We start from the raw sequence: 21,769 nt of genomic DNA on the forward strand, positions 1-21,769 counted from the left end.
AGGGTATTAATTCTTTTGCTCTTTTTTTACTTTACTATGTTGCGGCTTTAGTGCGTTGAGTATTGCACTATCATATCCATACACATCATCAGCATAGTATAGCATATCGTCGTCAGGATACATATAGACTGTGTAATAATCGATGAATAAAGAAATCTTGTCTTTAGGATTAAGAATATCTGGGAGCTTTTTTAACTTGTTTTCTTGTGCGAGCTTCTTTCCTGCTTTTGACATAGGTTGTTTATCTATACTATAAAATAATTGATCTTTGTATATGTCGTCTGATGTTCTCGACATACAAAAGAAAGCCAGATCGAAAGGCTTTTCTACTCTGACACATCCATGACTTACGGCTCTGTTTTTTCTTCCGAATGCCGCTTTAGATGGGGTGTCGTGTAGATATACCGAAAATGCATTGTTGAACATGAATTTTACTAAGCCGAGAGCATTACTTTCTCCGGGACTTTGACGAATTGTATATGAAAACTTAGAAGGGTCAACTTCTTTCCAGTTTATAGTCGTAATATCTACTTCTTTGCCGTTCCTATAGAGTTTCATGTTGTGACGCTTAATGTATGTAGGATCTTTTTTTTGTAATACTGCTACTTCTTTCTGTGCTATACTTGTTGGAATATTCCATATCGGATTCAGATTTAAGTAGCTGATATCACTTTGTAATAAAGGTGTTTTATTAGTAGCAGTGCCAACACAAACCTTCATGATCAGAGGAAGGCTATCTTGCTCCGTGGCCATAAGATATGCCGATGCAACATTTACTTCGATATGCTTGTTATGTTTTGCTTTTGTCATTTTCCAACGATAACGTTCCATGTTGGCTCGTAGTTTCTCCAGATAGTAATCCAATGGTCTGTTTAGTGCATCTATAGTCAGCTTGCCAACTTCTTTTTCTTCCGGGTAGGAGTTCTTTTTACGAAATACATTTATTGCCTCGAGCAGATTTTTATCCATGATCATATCTGAAGAATCATTTCCGATAGAGTCGCCTTCTTCCATAACATATTCTCCTGTTAGAGCTAATCTTCTTGCAATTTCAGATATATGTTTATTCTTATCTCCAAGCTTATAGGTTTCTGTACTTGTTATCTTTTTAAATCCTTGCTCTTTGTTATCTTTCAGATTTTGGTATTCTTTTTGAAGTCTCAGATAAATCGGATCTGTGGGAACCGAATTAATGACACTAGATATCGGATCTTCTTTCAACTCCTTATATACCTCTTGGTAGAAAGCAGAGTCGGGGGTTAATACTGATATATCATAATCTTTTTTGTACAATTTTTTAGGGTTGACAAATCCGTATTTCATCCCCTTGATGTATTTCACAGCAGACCGAGTAGAAGTCAGCTCCAGATCAACCATCTTTTTATACAGATCGTCAAGGTTATACAATCCTGCGTCTATAGAGTCTGTAAGAGCTTCTATTCTACTCGCAGAGAAATATTCTGATGATAAACCATGTTTATCACTTTCTTTCAGAACAGAAACAAAGTCCTTTATTCTCGCTACGTCTAATGTATCATGTGACCAAACAGGATTATATACATCTTCGGTATAAAATGGCAGTAATAGCGAGTCTTTTAGAATAAGCTCATGTATAGTCTCTTTTATCAGCTGAGGATTATAGTCGGGATATAGTCGTGCAAATTTAGACTTAGCTACCTGTTTATTTGTTGATTCACTAAGCTTTGTAGTTTCCTTTTCTTTACAGTCCGTGAAGCTAAAAATTAAGAATGCTAAGACTAAAGAAATGGATAATGTTTTTTTCATAAAAGTAAAGTTGATCAAGTACAAGTGTTTTTATAAAGACAAAATTATACAAAAAGTTATGATAGTACAAAAGTGTTAAGGTACCTGATGTTATTATAGTTATATCAGAAAAATAGCATCAGTAACAATTGTGTGAAAACGATTCTAGCAAACATGGATACCGGATACACTGTTGCATAAGCAACGGCAGGTTCATCGCCGTCGATAGTAGAATTTACATAGCTTAAAGCCATCGGATTAGCCATACTACCACATAGCATCCCTACATTCCGGGCAAAATTGATCTTATATACTTTCATGGCTATCAAAGCAACAATAAGTACCGGCACAACTGTGAGTATAAAGCCAAAACCAATCCATATCAATCCTTCGGTTTGGAATACTGTTTCGAAAAAGTGTTCTCCTGCTCCGATACCCAGACAAGCCAGATATACTGTTAAACCAAACTGGCGCATCAGTAAATTGGCACTTTGCGTTGTATAAGTAGTAATATGAAATCGAGGGCCAAATGATCCCATCAAAATTCCTACAATAATAGGACCGCCGGCAATCCCTAACCTGATTGGAAAATCCATTCCCGGAAAAGGTATAGGTAACGCTCCTAGTATAAGACCTAGCGCAATTCCAAGAAATATCGCTATCAGATTTGGTGTGTTGAGTCGTTTCTCTTCGTCTCCTAGTATCTTAGCAACATTGTCTATCGATGCTTTTTCTCCTACTACAGTAAGCTTATCTCCAATTTGTAGCATAAGATCCGATGATGCTAATAGGTCTATACCTGCACGATTAATACGTGTTATGTTTATTCCATAATTATTGCGCAGTTTCAGGCTTCCGAGTTTCTCACCGTTTATTTTGCTATTGGTGATAATGATTCTTCGTGATACTAATTGGCTATTGTCTATGTGGTTCCAATCTATATCTTCTTTATTCCAGTCAACGTTTTCTTGTTCTCCAAATAGAACTTTGATATGTTCTACATCGCTCTTTTTTGATATAATAAGCAAGTGGTCATTATGCCTGAGAATACTTGCAGAAGTAGGAATAGTAACTATACCATCGTGCCAGATACGTGAAATAACGAAATGCTTAGCCGTTAATTTCATTATATCAACTATCGATTTTCCTTCTATAGCCGGATTGGTTATATGGAATTCACCTACGTGCATTTCATTTTCTTTCTTTTCTGATAGCTTCGCAAATTCATCGTTTGGTACAAAGCACTTTCTAAGAAATATTATAGCCAGAATAACTCCCACTACCCCTAATGGATAGGCAATGGCTGTAGCCAAGGCCATGTCGGCTATTACCCTTTGATTTCCGCTAATTTGTTGTAATGCCTGCTGAGCCGCACCAAGAGCCGGTGTATTTGTCGTAGCACCGCATAATATTCCTACCATATTAGGAAGGGATATGTCACTTGCATAGCTGAATATAACGGTGAGGATTAGTCCTAGAAATACAACTCCCAAGGCAAGCATATTCATACGCAATCCTCCAGCCCTTAAAGATGAAAAGAATCCCGGACCTACTTGCAATCCCAATGCATATACAAAAAGGATCAGTCCAAAATTTTGAGCAAAGTTGAGCATGTCTTTGTTCAGGTCGAAATTGAAGTGACCAATAACGATACCAACAAAGAAGACAAAAGTAATACCAAGAGAGATATTGAGGAGTTTTAGTTTTCCTAGCTGTAGTCCAACAGCAGAAACTATAGATATAATTATAATTGATAGAACCGATGGTGATTCTATTATGGTTTTCATAAACCAATCCATACAATTTACTACTTAGAAATGGACTGCAAAGGTAAAACATTTAATGTGAAAGAGCCAATATCCGCATGTGAAAAATAAAAAGAGAGAAGAATATAAATTTTCCATCTCTCGTTATTCAATTACAGAAGCTGTTAATGATAATTTGCGGACTTCCTATTTCTTGCAAATGTTTGTGAATATACACCACTTACAAACTTCTTCTGTAGGTGTTTGCGTAAATGATGTCTCAGGGTCGAATATTTCATCGAGGCACGTATCAAAGTATTCTTTGAATTCTTCTCTATACATTGAGAAGTCTGTTATATGGTCATCGTTGCGTCCCGATTTATTAATTACTCCCGGCTCAAATTTAGCATCGAATAGATTTCGGAGATAGTATATCCCCGGTTCTATTATTTTATTCGGATACATTTGCATATAAAGATGTGAATACATAAATACTTGCATCACTGCTTTAGGGCGATCTTTAAGACCTTTATCAAAAAGATCTTTCATTTCTTTATATCGTAATACTCCTTTTCCTGTCTTGTAATCTATAATACGGGTACGGCTTTTAACTTCATCTACACGGTCGATAAATCCTTTTAAGGATACAACTTTCCCCGATGGTAGAGTATATTCCATTTTTATTCTTTCTTCTGAGTCGACATAGATAAAAGGTGTAAGTCCCGCATCAGTAACTAAAACTTGTTTGATATATTTACGAAGCACTTCTCCGGTCAGATAATTCTGCCCTGTCAATTTTTTTATTTTCTCAGTTTTGAAATAGTTTTTAGCAAAAGATCGTTCTATATTTTCTGTCAGCAGCTTTTCATCCTTTCTGATCTTGTGTAACAAGTCCGCAGTAATCATCTTTCCCTTAAATGGCTCGTACAACCATTCCATTATTGAGTGAAAAATTGTTCCAAACATACTGGCCTCTATTGTTTCCACTACCTCATCCTCTTCTGCCATGTTTTCTACTACAGAGAAATAAAACTGTAGAGGACAATTGAGATACATATTGATAGCACTGGCAGATAGTTGTTTGTCTCCTCCTTGCAAAAACACATTCATCTTTTCCTGTATCTCAGGAGTTTTAGATACTGAAATGGGAAGACTCTCGGTAGAAGAAACTTTATAAACAGTGAGCTTTTCCCTTATATCGAATGAATTGGCATATAAATGTTTTATCTGTTTAAAATAGCGGCTCACTTCGCCCGATTGTAAGCCTTCGGTGCGAGTATCATACAAAAGATAAATTCGTTTAGCCCGGTTTATCAAACGATAAAAGTGATAAGCAAAAATACTGTCCTGATGCTCGTAAGTCGGTAAATCAAATCCTTTTCGAAGATTATATGGTATAAAAGAACTGGTAGCACGTTTGAGAGGGAAGATACCTTCATTCATCGATAGGATAATAAGATTGTCGAAGTCTAAAGCACGAGTTTCGAGCACTCCCATAATTTGTAATCCAGATAAAGGCTCTCCCGTAAAAGGCACGCTGATGTTTACTATCAACTTTTTCAATAATTTGAAATACGTATCAATTTTAATTTCAAAGGATACATTTTGCAAAGCATCGTTCATTTTATTGATCGTCTTGTAGTATTCCACAATAAATTCGCCTTCAATGTCTACCGAACGGGCACTTATTTGCTCTTCTTCGTTCTCTGTTTCTTTCTGATTATACAAAGATCTCCTTAGTGTTGATAATATATCTTTTAAATACTCAGGTGCATCGTACCAATTATCTATTGTTTTGAATATGAGACTAAATAACGGATGAATTTCTAATTCCTTGACCGATACTATAATCTTATTGTATTGAAGTATATTTTGTCTTAGTTGTTTTGCCTCCTCTCCGGCTATATTTCTTATATATCGGTGATTGAGTATAGCCAATACCGGTTTGTAATAAAAGCCTGCGCTATTTTCGGATCTTCTTACATTCTTTTGCAATTCAAAAATGTGTTCCATCAGTCCCGAAACAGAACTATTGTTCAGGCTATACCCCATTGTTATGTTTATCTTGTCTATCTCTTGGGGTATGGAGTACAGTGTTGGCAATAGAAGATTTTCATCAGGTAGCACCAATGCTGTATTCATAGCTTGATCGGATGATACTATCTGATTTTCGGCCAACAAAGACTTGATGATTGTATGCACATATTTAGCTTGTCCTATGGATGACGGAATGCCAATAGCTTCCACTGTCGGTTGATCAAGGCTTAATTCTTCCGGTTGTAACGGGAGCTGAGACGGAAATTGCACCTTATTCTTATCCATAAAGAAAGATGCTTTGTTCTGAGGATCGCGCACTAAAGGTGATGAGTAATCCCAATAAAAATCGGCAATACCTTTTTTATGGAGGTAATTAAGTAGTTTCTCTTCGGATTTGCTATGCCCGTTTAGGCCTATAAATATTATTTTTTCGTATGGAAGTTCATAATCCGGATTCTTTGAAAAAGAATCTATTACATCTCTGAAAATCATTCCTTCATAGGCTTGATTTTTTTCTGCAAGTTGGTTTCTTAGAGAAGAGTATAGCTGAAAGAGTACTTCCCACATTTCGAGGAAGTCTTTCTTTTTGTCATTTTCTCCTACAGGTAAAAAGTTTGACCAGAAACGTCGTATAACTTCTATCTGTGTTTCGGTTAAGTATGAAAATCCGGTGTCAATATCTTTTAAGTCTTTTATATTTCTGAACAGTTGGTGTGCATCAACCAAATATTTATCGATGTCGTCAAAATCATTGAGCAGCATTTCTCCCCAATATAGAAATTCATCGAATGTTTCGTTGGTCTTACCTACCTGTTTGTATATATTGAACAACATAAAAAGCATCTCAATGCGATCTGCTTTTTTATATGGACTTAGTTGTTCGAACAAGTCTGCTATTGTCAGTATTTGGGGCGAAAAAATAGGCTTATCCGCTATCTGCGATAAGTAATGTTGGAAAAAGACTCCGGCTCTACGGTTCGGAAAAACAAAAGTATAACGACTTATATTTTGTCCATCGGCCTTATAGTATGCTTGAGCTACATTGTATAGAAAAGGAATCATTTTTTTAGAAAGTAGGTAAATCAATTACATGCAAAAATACGAATTTAAGACATTGGCTGCATTATTTTCTTCAAAAGATTACCGGGCAAAGTTTTTATTCTTGATGAAGTGCTTTATCATTAAAATAGATTCCTTACACGACTATAAAGATTCTGGTTCTCTTATGAGAAAGGGATGCATTTAGTATGCATCCCCTTGCCAATTTGGTTAAATGTTTAATTTTTATAATCTTACAAGGCTCAATGATTTTGTTTCATGAAATAAGCTTTACCGTTATTATACCATACTTCAAATCCTTTTGATTTTAGCAAATCCATGATTGGTACGGGCTTGAATGGTGCAGTTAATTCCATAATCTGATTGTTTTGCAATTCCTTTGATAGCCGGATAATCTCTTGCATGGGGTTTTCTCCAGACTCTATAATAGGACGAGCATCAAACCGAATTGTGATATTCATTTCGCCAAACCATTCCGGCTTATCTTTCTGTTCATTATCTATATCTATTGATTCATTACTGTTATCAATAGGCAACCCGGCGGCTTGGCGCAGTGTTTCAAGAAGTAGAATAGGGGAGATGCCCGCAACTTTTGCAGCCTGCTGTAATGTCGTAACCTTTGCTACAGTACGGCGCAAAATAGGATTCCGCAGTTTAGAGAATGCAGGAGAAAGATCCAATAATGTACCCTCTAAATGAGGATATGCATCCAGCAAATCAGAAACCTTTATATGTAGATTAATATCCATGACTCTTTATTTTGAATAAGAAAGTAACCTCTGATCTCCTTCCAGCTTTCGCAAGTCGGTTATATCCTGAGTAATTTCTATCACGCCTAAATATTCTCCGTCCTGTCCCCTGAGAGCGGTATAATCTATATGCACAAAGCGTCCTTTGAAGTTAGATATCCAAAATGCGGCTTTGTTTTCTTTGCCGGTCTTGAAGTCATCAATGATTTGTTCTACGATATGAACACTGTGGGGAGGATGGCACATACGTACATCACGCCCGATAATAGAACGATTTCTCTCAAATACACGATTAGGACTATGAGAAAAGAACTTTACTTTATCATCTTTATCAACAAATGTGATATCTACCGGAAGAGTAACAAATAGAGCTTCTAACTCCTTTATGTCGAAGTTGCCTGAAGATAGCTTAATTGCATTACCCGGCATAAAGATCGCTTCTTCTTGCTTTACAAGTTCGGGGTTCCATTCTACGCTTGGATCATAAAGGCAAAAACCGTATATCGTTGTTTCCTTATGTATTTGATACCAATTTTCGTCAGTGAGTGTATCCAGGCACATCGGCAATAGAATTTGTTCTTCTTTCATTATCATGCCTTCTATTGCATCGATGGCAGGTTGCAAAACCAACGAGCAAACTGTTTCCAGCTCTTCTCTTGTCAGTTCGCTTTTGAGAGCTTCATGAGCGGCTTTCAATAATTCCCGGGTTTCATCATGTTTACCCCACATCACCTTCGGTGGACCTGTAATTCCTGCCTTCTCCAAAAATGGAAACAGTAGATACTCTTTGCGCAAATAGTGTTTATCTACATCCGATAGTTGATTAAAGAGGCTTCGCAATCCCATCGTAAAATCTGCAATGTCACTATCTTTCAAGTTTTTCAACACATCGAACATCCCATAAGTCAGGTCGATGCGCTTTTCTAGTTCTCTGTTTTCTTTGATAAAAGTATCTACAGGATGTCCATCAGGTACACCTTTGGCGGTTGATGTATCTATACTACCGTCGAGTACAGCCGTGTGTATATCACATAGGCGCAATATATCTTCTTCGGGAAGACCTTCAGCTATCAATTCCTGCTCTACCTCTACTACCTCATTGTATGGAACCGAGTGCAGTAAATTTATCAGACGGCTTTTCACTTGTTCGGGAGCTTCGCCGTTATGTAATTGAAGAATAAGATGTTTAAGTAACTCTTTTCTTTTTTCGGAATTATTGATTAGCTCGCTCATCGCCTATTCTTTTATCATGGTTAATAACATCTTAAAAGACTCTACAGCTTGAAGTGCATGAGTTATGTTGGCCGGCATTATAATAATCTCACCTGCCTTTACCCTGTGAGGTTCGCCATTTATGCGAATTTCAGCTTCACCATCCAGTACTTGTACAAGCGCATCGAAAGGTGCTGTATGCTCGCTAAGTCCTTGTCCCTTGTCGAAGGAAAATAATGTAACATTTCCTGCTCGGTTTTTAAGTATTTGTTTGCTTACTATTCCTCCTGTGGAATAATCGATTTGCCCCGCAATATTGAATACGGTTGCTTTAGCGAATGTATTTGTTTCCATTTTTAATGTTTTATGTAATTATGTGCTGACATTATGAAGCAAGAAACATCTTCATATCTTCGTCAGGTGTGGTAATAGAGCCAATACCAAAATTATCAACCAGCACTTTAGCCACGTTAGGCGATAAGAATGCCGGGAGTGTTGGCCCTAAGTGAATATTTTTTACACCGAGTGATAACAATGCAAGAAGAACGATAACAGCTTTTTGCTCGTACCATGCAATGTTGTATGCAATCGGTAATTCATTAATGTCATTTAGTTCAAAAACTTCTTTAAGTTTCAGCGCAATCAAAGCGAGAGAGTAACTGTCGTTACATTGTCCGGCATCGAGAACACGAGGAATACCACCTATATCACCCAGAGGCAATTTGTTGTAGCGATACTTAGCACAACCGGCAGTAAGGATAACTGTATCTTTAGGTAGATTTTCTGCAAATTCAGTATAATAGTTACGTCCTTTCATACGACCATCGCAACCTGCCATTACAAAGAACTTACGTATAGCTCCTGTTTTTACAGCGTCAACTACCTTATCAGCAAGTGCGAATACCTGTGCGTGAGCAAATCCTCCGATAATTTCTCCCGACTCTATTTCAGTAGGGGCTTTGCATTGTTTTGCATGCTCTATCAATTTTGAAAAATCTTTAGGCTGCCCGTCTTTTCTGTCTTCTATATGCTGAAAGCCGGTAAACCCTGATGCACCCGTAGTATATACTTTATCTGCGTAGGTTGACGTAGAACGTGGAGGTACAATACAGTTAGTAGTAAATAGTATTACACCATTAAATGATTCAAAGTCTTCGTTCTGACGCCACCAAGCACTACCATAGTTGCCTACAAAATGGCTATATTTCTTAAATGCAGGGTAGTAATGCGCCGGAAGCATTTCGCTGTGTGTGTAGACATCTACGCCTGTTCCTTCTGTTTGTTCTAACAGGTCTTGCATATCACGCAAGTCGTGACCAGAGATAAGAATACCAGGATTATTGCGAACTCCGATATTTACTTTTGTAATTTCAGGATTTCCGTATGTAGAAGTATTAGCCTTATCAAGCAAAGCCATTGTTTTTACACCATATTCACCACACTTAAGCACAAGAGCTGTAAGCTCGTCTCCGCTCAATTCTTGGGTTGTTGCAACTAAAGCTTCTTGCATAAAAGCATGGATATCATCATCCTCATATCCCAGATTTGACGCATGTTCAGCGTAAGCTGCCATCCCTTTGATTCCATAGATAAGAAGTTCACGCAACGAGCGTATATCTTCATTTTTAGTTTCAAGGATTCCTACATTTCCAGCCTTCACTTCCATTTCTTTTACGCTTTCGGTAGTCCAAGTAATGCAGTCACAATCTAGGTTGGGTGTAGTGTTGCCTCCTTTAGCTTTTAATTCGAGTAAAAGTTCGTCTCGTAGATTTATAGCTTCACGTACACGTATTACGAAACGCTCTTTGTCGAAGTTTGCATTGGTGATTGTCATAAATAATGACTCCATTACAAAGCGATTTGTATAAGCGGGTATTTCTACACCTGCTTTACGTAATTCTACAGTACTGTATGAGATTCCTTTGAGAAGAAACATTAACAAATCTTGAAGATTAGCAACCTCCGAAGTTTTTCCACAAACACCTTTTACCGTACAGCCTCTATTGTGAGCTGTTTCCTGACACTGATAACAAAACATATTCATATCCTTAGTTTTTTAGTTAATTATTTTTTATAGAATGATTATTCCTTTATTTCTGATAAATTGGTTATATAGTAAATTTAACTCCTGATTATTGTGACTAACCTGTTATTTCTTATGCAAACATACGATGGTAGTAAAACTAAAATCGTAACATTTGTTACGACTGTGAATTATTTTTTGTAACTTTGTAAAAAATTACAAGACTATGAACTCTGACTTACTTTTTTTCTGTACAATGTGTCGTGAAAAATCTCAGGAAGAGATTGCTCGACTAAAGTGTACGATAGATCATACTGTAAAGCATTATAAAAAAGGAGAATACATCGCCTATCAGGGTGATGTTATTTCACAGTTATATATGTTATCCAAAGGGAAAGTAAAAACAGAGATAGTCTCCGATTCAGGGCTTACTCTATCAGTAGAAGAAATTTCAGCTCCTTATCCTTTGGCTGCTGCTTTTATTTTTGCGGAAAATAATCGTTTCCCTGTGGATGTGATAGCTCTTGATGATAGCGAAATCTTATTTATCACGAAAGATTCTGTGGAGAAACAAATGGCCAAATGTCCCGGATTTTTGCGAGGATTCATGGCCTTCAATGCCGATCGTGTACAATTCTTATCCGAAAGGCTCAAAATATTCTCGCAAAAAGGAATTAAAGCTAAAATAGCATATTACATTTTGCAGCACGATAAAAACGGATCTTTTGAATTAGGAAAGAGTATCGCATCTCTTGCCGAGTATTTTGGTGTAGAACGTCCTTCCCTATCCAGAGCTATTTCAGAAATGGCTGCCAGTGGAATCATAGAATTTGAAGGAGGTAAAGGTAAAATACTAAACTATAATGAAATAAAAGAATTATTAGGATAATTGATATCCGAATATCTTTTGTCTTACTCTATAATAATAGAGAACAGAATTTTCTATTCTATCTATATAATTCTGTATTGTCAATATACATGTACACTCCCTTGTGCGGCCGGTAGGTAATTTACACCAATCCAAGTTATCATCAGTAATATGAATGCGATAGGCAACGCCCAAAGCGCAACTTTATCATATTTACCATACAATCGTATATGTATATATCCGAGATAAGCCATGGAAGTAACAAAAGCCCATGTTTCTTTAGGGTCCCATGACCAATAATGCCCCCATGCTTCTTTTGCCCATACTGCACCCATCAGCATTCCTAATACAAGGAATCCAAATCCTACATAAACGATATTATCTATAAAACTGAATATATTTTCATTAGAATAACCATTACGGTGTACTTTTCGTAATTGCACAAAAGCTCCGATAGTAGCAGCTCCAAACATAGCGTAAGAAAGAATATAAGATGTGACATGAGGTACAAACCATTCGCTTTGAAGAGCAGGCATCAAATTTTTAGAATGTATTTCGGGCTTAAATAAATTGATAAACACAAAAACCGATGCTACCAATGCAGAAAAAGATAACAGCCAAGGATATTTCCATCTGCGATAAGCTAGGTATCCGACCGAAGACAGAAAAAAAGAATACCATAAGCGAGTTTCACCCATCGTTCTCATTGGCGGACGTTCGATATGTATCCAAAAGCCTGCGATAAATGCAGCAAATACAGCTATACCACATAGCATTAATATATCACCTAATCGCTTTTGTGATCGATACACTATAATTCCGGCCGAAAACCAGAGTATCACAGCAGGAAGTGCAAACCATATAAAATTATTCCAATTCATATTCTTATCTTAGTACTATTATTCTTTGTTGTTGTCATTCTCACTTCTATGCTTAACCAATCTGCCATTCCAAATTAAAGCGATTGAACCTAGAGCGATAAAAATAAATCCGATATATACCGGTATAACCCAGGGGTCGTATACAAGTTCCATGCTACTGTATGAAGATAAGCGTCCGGACTGATTATCATATCCATATTGATAGATTGTCCAACTTCCGATACGCATTGGTTTATTTACTTCTATTGTTCCTTTTTTTATTGTGCCGTTAGGTGTGTATGCTTCTATATCCGACATAAATCGTTTGGGGTCAGGAACGCTCATTACCACACACTGGTGTTCATCGAGGGGAAGGGTCATATAAAGTTGTGCCTGATTTCCTCCACATATCCATCCGGTGGTATCTTTACCTTGAGATACATTGAATGCCCGTATTTTGGCAGCCGGAGTTGCTCCGGGCATAGGTACTTCCCGATAGGTACTATCGCTATTGCGTACTGCCTGATGGATATATTCTTTCAATTCAATCTCCCATCCATTAAGATGTCCTTCAGTTATTTCTGTATCTATCTGATAATAGTCCGGCTTGTCTTCTGGTAGAGGTTTTCCACTTTTGCGATCTATAATAGTTAGCTTGGGTGGATATTCCTCCATATCAAAATCGTTTAGTTGTATCGCAATCGGTAATTCCTTTACGTTTTCATCTTCATCATAAACTCTCCACTCTATCTCTCCTTCACGTACGTGCATCAGATAACGTTCAATATCAGCATGTCCCAGTCCTGCTGCGAATAGTGTGATCCATAGTCCGATATGGTTCAAGTAAAATGCGTAGTCCTTCTTGCGAAAATTAAACAAACGGCGAACGATAAGACAGCCAAGTGATAATAGGGTGATAAAGTAAATGAGTATGAAAGCCCATGAACTTGTCATACTGTCGAAACCCAGACGTGAAAATATGTTTTTCGGAACGTCATGCGTATTGCTTGTCATTTGTGGTGTAAGTCCCATGATGATCGTAAGAATGAGTAATGCTGAGATTAAACAGACTGAAGAGGGAATACCACTAAACCATAGTATGAAATGGCTCTTACGCACAAAAAGCGAAAGAATACATAAAATCAGTGTAATAGCTCCTACCAAAAGATTGGAAGGGAATGCCAATAAATAAAAATTAAAATTACCAATTGTGAGTTGAAGCAGAAATCCGACCAAAAGGATTCCGCACGTAGCAACAATGCTTTCAGGATATCCCCAAGGCTGTTGCCACATTTTTCGATTATTTGTTTTTTCCATCTGTTTATATAGAAGAGAGCTATTATTTTTTTGTCGAGAATAGTTTAGGTGTTATATTTATAGATACCCATCCCCAATCTTGCCAGCTTTTATGGTATCCGCCTTTTACTACATCCATCGACTTGCTTCCAAGCATGAACGAATAGCCTGCCATAAGTTTTACATCAGGCATGATTGACCAATTTACCTGAAAGTCAAACTCAGAACCTAAGCCTTTGTCTATTTTTTCATTTGATACAACAATTTCATTTGCAGTCAAGAAATAATGATAATTCAAAGATAGATCGACTTTCTTCGAGGGCTTGTAGAAAATGGCAAATTGATTGTCCCATAACCCCGGATTGAGACCATTCGCAAATGAAGAAGCATAGAAGTAATCCATTGTTCCGTAGAATTTATGGTGTGTACCATATAACGGATCAAATGCTTTTTGCTTTGTGTCATCCTGCTTGTTTCCACTCAGATAGTCACTGCCCACACCTAATGACCATTTAGAGTCTATTTTGAAACCTGCAAAAAGGCTTCCCATAAAGGCTGATACTTCTTTATTTGACTTGTTTTTTCCTGTTTGATAATAAAAAGAACCTTTGATATCCCAACCGTTTGCTATATAAGTCAAATAAGTCCCAAAGGTTTGCATATACTTGTTGGATGAATCTTCTTCGCTTCCGTACTGAATACCCAGATTCATTGCAAGTAATGAGATGCCGAATGGGGTCTCTCTATTTCCATAGTGATACCAAAGTGTTTGCATATTTTTATAAGGCTGTCCTCCGGCTTCATAAAAACTTCCTCCTTTTATTTTTTCATCGTTCTGGTTTAAAGCCAGGATCAAATGCAAAGTGTTTATTTTATCCGCATATCCTAACTTTAATACATCATGATAGCGTCCCGAAACGTTCCAATCGAGCCCACCTAATATACGTTCATCGTCATAAGATAAGGCTTGTCTCCCTAATTGGGCAAAGAATCCATTGTTAAAATTTAATTTAGCCCATGCTTCGTTTAGCATGAAGCGTCCATTCTTTTCTACTTGAGGATCTTGCCCCCAAACTCCAACGTGCTGTCCTGATAATTTTAATTCCAGGTTTGAACGTTGAAAGTCCATTGAGATTCGAGCACGGTTGTTTATGAAAGTAGCGGGGTGTTCGCCTTCATTTCTGGGGAACAACGCCCCATTGCGATATTCTCCGCGTGATCGTAGTTGCGCCGATATGGAAAATATGTCTTCTTGATTATTCTCTTGTCCTAATAATGTGAGAGGGAGTAATAGCAACCCTATTATGAAAATCTTTCTCATAATGATTATAGTTTAAAAAGCGCCTGCAAATGCGATATTAGATGAATGCAGACGCCCTTGAGGTAAGAAAAAATTAGTTCATAGCCAGCTTTCCTTCTGATTTGGCTTTTTCTATCCAAGTAGGAAGTGTTGTTTTAATCCACTTATCTTTGTCCTCACGAAGCTTTTTCATATCCAATCCGATATATTCCTGAGCTTTTGATTTTGTAGAAATATCTGGCATTTTAACGTCTGCAACTCCAAGAGTGAATAATACTTTTTGCAGTTCCAGTTGTGCCTGTAGCGTACGGTCTAAACTATGAGCAAGGATTCGTTGAGTTTCTACAGGAGCATGGAAGGATGCACCGTGAGAGGCCACTGCAAAATCCCAACGCCATTGAGCCTGACGAATCAATTTCAAAGACTCCTTCATTTTAGCTTCATCTGCACCATTGTCCCATGCTGTTTTAGCCATTACATGGGCTTTAGCAAGTTCTACTTCTATTCTGTTTCTAATCTCTAATGCCTTATCCTGATATTGATAAACATAATTTTTCAGATTCTCTTCACTATCTCTATGGCATGTTTGACATGTTGATGACACATTTTTAAGCGGACTCATTACCTGATGGTTAGAATATTTAATACCTCCTTCGGACATATATGGCATGTGACAGTCGGCACATGATAATCCACGTTGAGCGTGTGGTCCTAAAAGGAAAATTTCATAGTCAGGATGCTGTGCTTTTAGCATTGGAGCTTTGCTCAGATGATGCACCCAGTCTGTATAATTTGCATTGTCATAATATTCTTCCATCGATTCTACTGTCATACCTCCATCCCAAGGGAAGGTCAGATATTTACCGTCACCCTTAAAGAAATATTCTACATGGCATTGGGCACATACCAGAGAACGCATTTCTTGAGGAGTTGCTTTTGTAATATCTTTGCCTTGACGCTCAAAGGCTTCTATCAAAGCCGGACGAGTGATAGTCAGATTCATCGTCTTAGGATCGTGACAATCGGCACAACCTACAGGATTTACAATCTCACTGCCAAACTGACTCCATGAGGCTTTGTAAAAATTCTCTATTCCTACTTCATGCATCATTCGTGGTACATCAGGGCTCTTACAAGCCCAGCAAGTAGCCGGTTGCATATCTTTGTGTTCATGATCAGGTGTTCCGGTACGAAGTGTATGCGTTACATCTTCTATCGTATACATATGTCCGCGTGGAGCCGAATAGTCTCTGGAAAATGCATAACCAGCCCAAAGAACAACCATTTCGGGACGGCTTTCGAGTACATCTTCAGGCATATTTCCTAAATGCTTACTGCGGAAATCCATTTCTTTTGTTTTTTTCCAAGTATCGTATTCACGAGGGTAATTGATACCCCATTCTTCACTATTGGTATTAATTCCTGTAATCTCTATCTTCTTATTATTATACAGAGTCGCTATTTCAGCTCTACGTTCTGTAATAGATGCTGCTAAAAGTCCAAGCATAAATACCAAAACCATTACTACCGCAAAATCCCCCATCCAATGATCGGTTTTCGCCTGATTGCTTCTGCTAATTTCTTAAACATATTGGATCTTATTTTTTATTTTTCATAATATTATTCAACCAATCCGGTACTGCTGACTTTGGTAACGGAACAATCGCGTTCGGTGAAGAAGATAGATTACTCACGACGGTGTGAGGAACTTCCCGATGACAATCCCAGCACGCTTTTCCTTCACCTTCTTTTACTTGTGTGTAGTTTATCATACCGGTATTCACAAATTCTGTATTCAATTGAGTATGGCAGCGAATGCAGTTATCCATGATTACTTTTTTACTGGCATCTCGAGGACGGATAACCTGTGGTTCAGCATTTAATGTAAATACTGCAGCATGGTAAAGTCCATCCATAGCTTTGAATGCATATTTATTAATGACATTATCATGTGGTACATGGCAATCGTTGCAATTGGCCCATTCTCGGTGTGCGCTGTGTTGCCATGTTTGATAATAAGGAGTCATAATATGGCAATTGATACAAGCTTCGGGATCATCAGACAGATAAGAATGTGCCCGGGACATATAGGCCGTGTATCCGCCAAGTCCGGCTATGATTCCCGCTATAACAAATAGTGGAACAACAAAATTCCGTGGTATTAGATTTAGAAGTTTTCTCATTTTATTTACCAATGAACACTGTTATTAAACAAAGATATTATATAGAAATGATAATTTCCGTAACAAATGTTACGTTGTGTTATTTTTTATTAATTAATTTAGAGCTACTTATATCATTTCGTCTCTTTTGAGAGTTATCGAAATATGTTATCCTGTTTCAATGGATAATTAAAGTCGTGCCATAATATTAAAGAATAGAGTATCTGTTTATTGAAATAATTTATTTGTAATAGATACTTATACAGATTTTTTAGTTGTATGAGAGTGAACCGTTATAAAAGACGTATATAAATGTTTGTTATTCACGACAAAATACAAATTATTTTTTATTCTTCAAAGAATTTTGTTCTTTGTTTTAACTTTTTATTTGCTTAAGGTTTAGCTTGATCTCTATTTGTCCTTTTCATCTAAAAGCGGTAATTTTGCGCACAGCTTTTTTGAAGCACTAAAAAAACATACAAAAGAAAGAAATGAATAAGAAGATATCAGATTTTGAGATAATGGCTCCAGTTGGCTCTTACGACTCTTTGGCTGCGGCTATACAGGGTGGGGCAAACTCTATTTACTTTGGAATAGAAGGGCTGAATATGCGAGCCAAGTCTTCTAATAACTTTACAATGGATGACTTGAAGCAGATAGCCGCTATATGTAAAGAAAATGGACTAAAGAGCTATTTGACGGTGAATACAATAATTTACGACAATGATATCTCGTTGATGCACCAGATTGTAAATGCTGCAAAAGAGGCTGAGCTTTCAGCCGTAATTGCTTCTGATGTAGCTGTGATGATGTATGCGCGCAGCATAGGTGTTGAAGTTCATTTATCTACACAATTAAATATTACGAATACAGAGTCCTTAAAGTTTTACGGGCAATTTGCTGATGTTGTTGTATTGGCACGCGAGCTGAATCTCGATCAGGTGGCTTCTATCTATAAAGATATTGTAGAGCAAAATATAAGAGGTCCTAAAGGGGAACTTATCCGTATCGAAATGTTTTCTCATGGAGCTTTGTGTATGGCTGTGTCAGGCAAATGTTACCTGAGCTTGCATGAAAGAGATTTATCTGCAAATAGAGGGGCATGCAATCAACTGTGCCGCCGCAGCTATATTGTAAAAGATAAGGAGTCTGATATTGAACTTGAAATTGACAACGAATACATCATGTCTCCAAAAGATTTGAAAACCATTCATTTTATGAACAAAATGATGGATGCAGGAGTACGTGTATTTAAAATAGAAGGGCGTGCTCGTGGTCCCGAATATGTGCGTACTGTAGTCGAATGCTACAAAGAAGCGGTGCAAGCCTATTGTGAAGATACATATACTGAAGAAAAGATTGAAACGTGGGACGAACGCCTTGCTACGGTCTTTAATAGAGGATTCTGGGATGGTTATTATCTTGGACAGAAACTGGGAGAGTGGTCTAGCAATTATGGCTCAGGAGCGACGAAACGAAAAATATACATAGGTAAAGGACTTAAATATTTTTCAAATCTTGGTGTTGCCGAATTCTTGATGGAAACACAATCGTTAAAGGTTGGTGATGAAATACTTATTACCGGGCCTACTACAGGAGCAGTAACACAGATCGTAGAAGAAATTAGAGTAGACCTTCAACCTGTAGAAGAGACAGTAAAAGGCGAGAAGTTCTCTATTAAAGTGAATGAGAAAATCAGACCTTCCGACAAACTATTTAAGCTAGTATCGGTAGAACGGAAGAATAAGTTTGTAGAAAAAATATAGCAATATTATTTTTTCAGATTCCTTTTTATATTGAACTTCACAATCTTCGTAACTAGATTCAATGGTAAAGGTTTATCCAATGGCAATTGTATTGCTCCTTTTGATGTTTTGTATTGTGTGAGTTCTTCTTCGAAGGCAATAATAGCTTCTGCACCCGGATATAAACCGATGTGCTTTTTATGACCTGCAAAGTGTATAAGATTTCCATTCTGATGAAATGTGGGCATTTGCCAACTGATTTTTTCGATTGCATCAGGTGCAGCTTTTTTGATGGTTTTTCTTAGTTTATTCATCAATGCCTGAATATTCTCAGGAAATGAAGCTATATATTCATCTATGTTTTGCATAATTATAATGTTTAACTTTAATAAAATAAATTTGTAAGGCTTGAATTTAATTTTCAAGTCTTACAAATTTATTTAAAATTATTTCAATATGAACTAAAATAAAAAAAGGTGGAAGTATGTACTCCCACCTTTTCAGAATTATATTCGTTATAAGTCTTATATATTTTCTCTTATTTTTTTTGCAATTTCTTCAAATTCAAATTGCTCAATCTTTATTCTTGGATTTGAAAGGCTCATATCAGATTCTTTATTTATAGGAATCAAGTGTATATGAGCATGAGGTACTTCAAGGCCTACAACCATTATACCTACACGTTTGCAAGGAATGGCTTTCTCAATAGATTTTGCAACTTTTTTTGCAAAAATGACCATATCTTTTAAAATATCGTCGTCAAGATCGAATATGTAATCTACCTCCTGCTTAGGAATGACAAGTGTATGTCCTTTTGCCATCGGATTTATATCCAAAAATGCAAAGAACCTCTCATCTTCAGCCACCTTATATGATGGTATCTCACCCTTAACAATTCTACTGAAAATACTAGGCATAAGTTTATAATGATATATCCATAATTTCGAAACTCATAATTCCCGAAGGAACTTTTATTTCGGCTATATCTCCCACTTTTTTACCCATCAATCCTTGCGCGATAGGAGTGTTTACAGCCATCTTGTTTTCTTTCAAGTTAGCCTCGCTCTCTGCAACGATTGTATATGTCATCTTTTGGTTATTTTTCGTATTGCGTATTGTAACCTTGTTCAATATTTGCACAACGTCTGTTCCTATTGAATCTTCATTGATCAGACGAGCATTTGCCAATAGATTTTTCATTTGGGCTATTTTAGCTTCAAGTAGCCCCTGAGCCTCTTTGGCTGCATCGTATTCAGCATTTTCAGATAAGTCTCCCTTGTCTCTAGCCTCTGCTATTTGTTTCGATATAGCAGGCCTTTCCGTAGTTTCAAGAGTGTTGATTTCTTCTTTCAACTTTTTGTAACCTTCCGCGGTCATGTAAGTGATAGCCATGGTAATTAAAAATTAAATTAATTCCTACTGTTTTTTAAATTTTTGATTGTTTTTAAAGCGACAAAAAGAAAAAGAATTCCTGCCGTTAAAGGCCAGAACTCCTTTTCCTTTTTCATTTTATCAAAAACAAAGATATACTATATTTTTCGTATTTTCAAATATTTGGAAATACTTTTATAATAATTTTTGAACTTCTGAAGCTAGGTTATCAGTAGATAAAATTCTTTTTACAATCTCTCCATTCTTGTTTAATAAATATGTAGTAGGGAAGCCTTGAATGTTGAATTTTGCAAGCCATTCAGAGTTGAGTAGTTTGCTATCTCTTACACATATCCAAGGTAAATTTGTTGCTGCATTTTTCCATGCATGTATATCCGTGTCAAAAGATACTTGGTACACTTCTACATTTCCTTTATTCTTACTATATACATTATTGATAAGTATATTGTGCGCCGGAGAAAAATCTGTTTGGTATGCAGTAAAATCGAGTATAACAACTTTTCCTTTCAATGAAGATAAACTTACCTCCTTGTTATTTATATCAGGTAGCGTTATATTATAAAACACAGTGTGATCTGTAGCCTCGGTATTCTCTAGTTTTTTCATTGTTTCTTCCTGACTTGCCATTTGTTTCAACTCTGCCAAAGTAGTCAGCGTAAAAGTCTTTAAATGCTCTGCTCGTGGTGATTTTGATTTATATAGGTCCCAAACGGTAGCAACAGCTCTGAAAGCTACCAAGTCATTTTTATCATAAGGATCGAATATTAAATATCCATCTACTTTTTGAAATAAAGCAAAATAGCTGGCTAAGCTTTTTGAGTCAGATAAGATTAGATCTTTAGCTTTCGTTTTATATTCATCCAGCGCTTTTTGAATTTCTGCGACATATTGATCCTGTGATATTTCTTTACTTTCAAATTGTTTTCTCAAATCAGACACAGTCCGACTAAGCTTGTTTTGGGCAAAAACAATATCTTTTATTTTCACAGAGCCTTCAGAGCCCTCTATTGTATATTCCGATGCAAATGTAGGTTTGCTAGCATGTACAGTAATTGTTTCTATAGAGTCTATTGCTAAGTTTATAGATTGCTTATCCATTCTTAGTAAATAGAATTCAGGATAACCTAATGCAGGCTCTTTAAATTTGAAACTCCCATCTGTCTCTAGTTTTACTGAGTCTATTATTGTTGTTTCATTCAAAGACCGTCTTTCTAGATATAACATTGTGGTGTCGGCATTGGCAATCTTACCCTCTACTGTAAAATGAGGGCCTTTATTCTGACAAGATGCAAAAGTGATGACCGCAAGAGTAATAATAGATAACTTGGAAAAAAGAAATGTTTTCATGTATAATGCATGTTATATTATATAAGTATTTAGCGGAACAAAGATATTAATTATAATTATTATGTGATTCTCCGCAAGAGTTTCTTTCCAAAAATATTTTCATATATATAATATAGTAAGGTTAGGATTGCTCTTTTTGATGGATGCTCTTATAGTCGAAAAAACAATCATCAATTAAGTAGTTTTGTTTAAGGTGATTGTATATTTCGG

Annotated in this window: 18 protein-coding genes; 2 read left to right on the plus strand and 16 right to left on the minus strand. The window is 36.7% G+C overall.

The window, feature by feature from the left end:
- Positions 1–6: 6 nt before the first annotated feature.
- The 7 genes from PKC55_RS15225 to hcp all read right to left on the minus strand — a co-directional run bounded on the left by PKC55_RS15225 (position 7) and on the right by hcp (position 10,604).
- On the minus strand, positions 7–1,785 hold the full coding sequence (locus PKC55_RS15225; RefSeq protein ID WP_291130416.1) for a L,D-transpeptidase family protein: 1,779 nt from the start codon (positions 1,783–1,785) through the stop codon (positions 7–9).
- Between the two features lie 104 nt (positions 1,786–1,889).
- Positions 1,890–3,563 (minus strand): putative transporter, encoded by a 1,674-nt coding sequence (locus PKC55_RS15230; RefSeq protein ID WP_324373551.1) that lies wholly within the window; start codon positions 3,561–3,563, stop codon positions 1,890–1,892.
- Positions 3,564–3,716: 153 nt separating this feature from the next.
- On the minus strand, positions 3,717–6,608 hold the full coding sequence (locus tag PKC55_RS15235) for a PD-(D/E)XK nuclease family protein (RefSeq protein ID WP_291127298.1): 2,892 nt from the start codon (positions 6,606–6,608) through the stop codon (positions 3,717–3,719).
- A gap of 239 nt (positions 6,609–6,847) precedes the next feature.
- Positions 6,848–7,354 carry a DUF1858 domain-containing protein gene (locus tag PKC55_RS15240; RefSeq protein ID WP_283687672.1) on the minus strand — a complete coding sequence of 169 codons (507 nt, stop codon included), beginning with the start codon at positions 7,352–7,354 and terminating at the stop codon, positions 6,848–6,850.
- 6 nt (positions 7,355–7,360) lie between these two features.
- The gene (locus PKC55_RS15245; protein WP_291127294.1) at positions 7,361–8,587 is read right to left on the minus strand and encodes a DUF438 domain-containing protein; all 1,227 of its coding nucleotides are present in this window, start codon (positions 8,585–8,587) and stop codon (positions 7,361–7,363) included.
- 3 nt (positions 8,588–8,590) lie between these two features.
- A complete protein-coding gene (locus PKC55_RS15250; RefSeq protein ID WP_006843444.1) occupies positions 8,591–8,920 on the minus strand; it encodes a cupin domain-containing protein in 330 nt (109 codons plus the stop codon).
- Positions 8,921–8,951: 31 nt separating this feature from the next.
- Positions 8,952–10,604, minus strand: coding sequence for a hydroxylamine reductase (hcp, locus tag PKC55_RS15255; RefSeq protein ID WP_291127301.1), 1,653 nt, complete (start codon positions 10,602–10,604; stop codon positions 8,952–8,954).
- A 211-nt stretch (positions 10,605–10,815) separates the two neighbouring features.
- On the opposite strand from hcp, the gene PKC55_RS15260 reads away from it, so the two are divergent.
- Entirely contained in the window at positions 10,816–11,478 is a 663-nt protein-coding gene (locus tag PKC55_RS15260) for a Crp/Fnr family transcriptional regulator (RefSeq protein WP_324373552.1), read from the plus strand.
- 80 nt (positions 11,479–11,558) lie between these two features.
- Here PKC55_RS15260 and ccsA read toward each other — a convergent pair whose 3' ends face one another.
- The 5 genes from ccsA to nrfH form a co-directional block, all read right to left on the minus strand.
- Positions 11,559–12,338, minus strand: a complete 780-nt coding sequence (ccsA, locus tag PKC55_RS15265) for a cytochrome c biogenesis protein CcsA (protein ID WP_324373553.1) — start codon at positions 12,336–12,338, stop codon at positions 11,559–11,561.
- 18 nt (positions 12,339–12,356) lie between these two features.
- The gene (locus PKC55_RS15270; RefSeq protein ID WP_291124167.1) at positions 12,357–13,634 is read right to left on the minus strand and encodes a cytochrome c biogenesis ResB family protein; all 1,278 of its coding nucleotides are present in this window, start codon (positions 13,632–13,634) and stop codon (positions 12,357–12,359) included.
- Positions 13,635–13,656: 22 nt separating this feature from the next.
- A complete protein-coding gene (locus PKC55_RS15275; RefSeq protein ID WP_291124165.1) occupies positions 13,657–14,934 on the minus strand; it encodes an alginate export family protein in 1,278 nt (425 codons plus the stop codon).
- Positions 14,935–15,007: 73 nt separating this feature from the next.
- Entirely contained in the window at positions 15,008–16,456 is a 1,449-nt protein-coding gene (gene nrfA / locus PKC55_RS15280) for an ammonia-forming cytochrome c nitrite reductase (RefSeq protein ID WP_291124163.1), read from the minus strand.
- 55 nt (positions 16,457–16,511) lie between these two features.
- A complete protein-coding gene (nrfH, locus tag PKC55_RS15285; RefSeq protein WP_135104441.1) occupies positions 16,512–17,096 on the minus strand; it encodes a cytochrome c nitrite reductase small subunit in 585 nt (194 codons plus the stop codon).
- 470 nt (positions 17,097–17,566) lie between these two features.
- On the opposite strand from nrfH, the gene PKC55_RS15290 reads away from it, so the two are divergent.
- Entirely contained in the window at positions 17,567–18,841 is a 1,275-nt protein-coding gene (locus PKC55_RS15290; RefSeq protein ID WP_291124161.1) for a peptidase U32 family protein, read from the plus strand.
- A gap of 5 nt (positions 18,842–18,846) precedes the next feature.
- Here the strand turns inward: PKC55_RS15290 and PKC55_RS15295 are convergent, their stop codons facing one another.
- The 4 genes from PKC55_RS15295 to PKC55_RS15310 all read right to left on the minus strand — a co-directional run bounded on the left by PKC55_RS15295 (position 18,847) and on the right by PKC55_RS15310 (position 21,559).
- A complete protein-coding gene (locus tag PKC55_RS15295) occupies positions 18,847–19,188 on the minus strand; it encodes an iron chaperone (RefSeq protein ID WP_283687681.1) in 342 nt (113 codons plus the stop codon).
- 156 nt (positions 19,189–19,344) lie between these two features.
- Complete coding sequence (locus PKC55_RS15300) at positions 19,345–19,737, minus strand: HIT family protein (protein WP_135104444.1); 393 nt, start codon at positions 19,735–19,737, stop codon at positions 19,345–19,347.
- 4 nt (positions 19,738–19,741) lie between these two features.
- Positions 19,742–20,212, minus strand: coding sequence for a transcription elongation factor GreA (gene greA, locus PKC55_RS15305; protein WP_135104445.1), 471 nt, complete (start codon positions 20,210–20,212; stop codon positions 19,742–19,744).
- A 174-nt stretch (positions 20,213–20,386) separates the two neighbouring features.
- Positions 20,387–21,559, minus strand: a complete 1,173-nt coding sequence (locus tag PKC55_RS15310) for a TlpA disulfide reductase family protein (protein WP_291124157.1) — start codon at positions 21,557–21,559, stop codon at positions 20,387–20,389.
- Positions 21,560–21,769 lie beyond the last annotated feature (210 nt).

It is taken from the genome of Dysgonomonas sp. (genome assembly GCF_035323175.1).
Classification (GTDB): Bacteria; Bacteroidota; Bacteroidia; order Bacteroidales; family Dysgonomonadaceae; genus Dysgonomonas.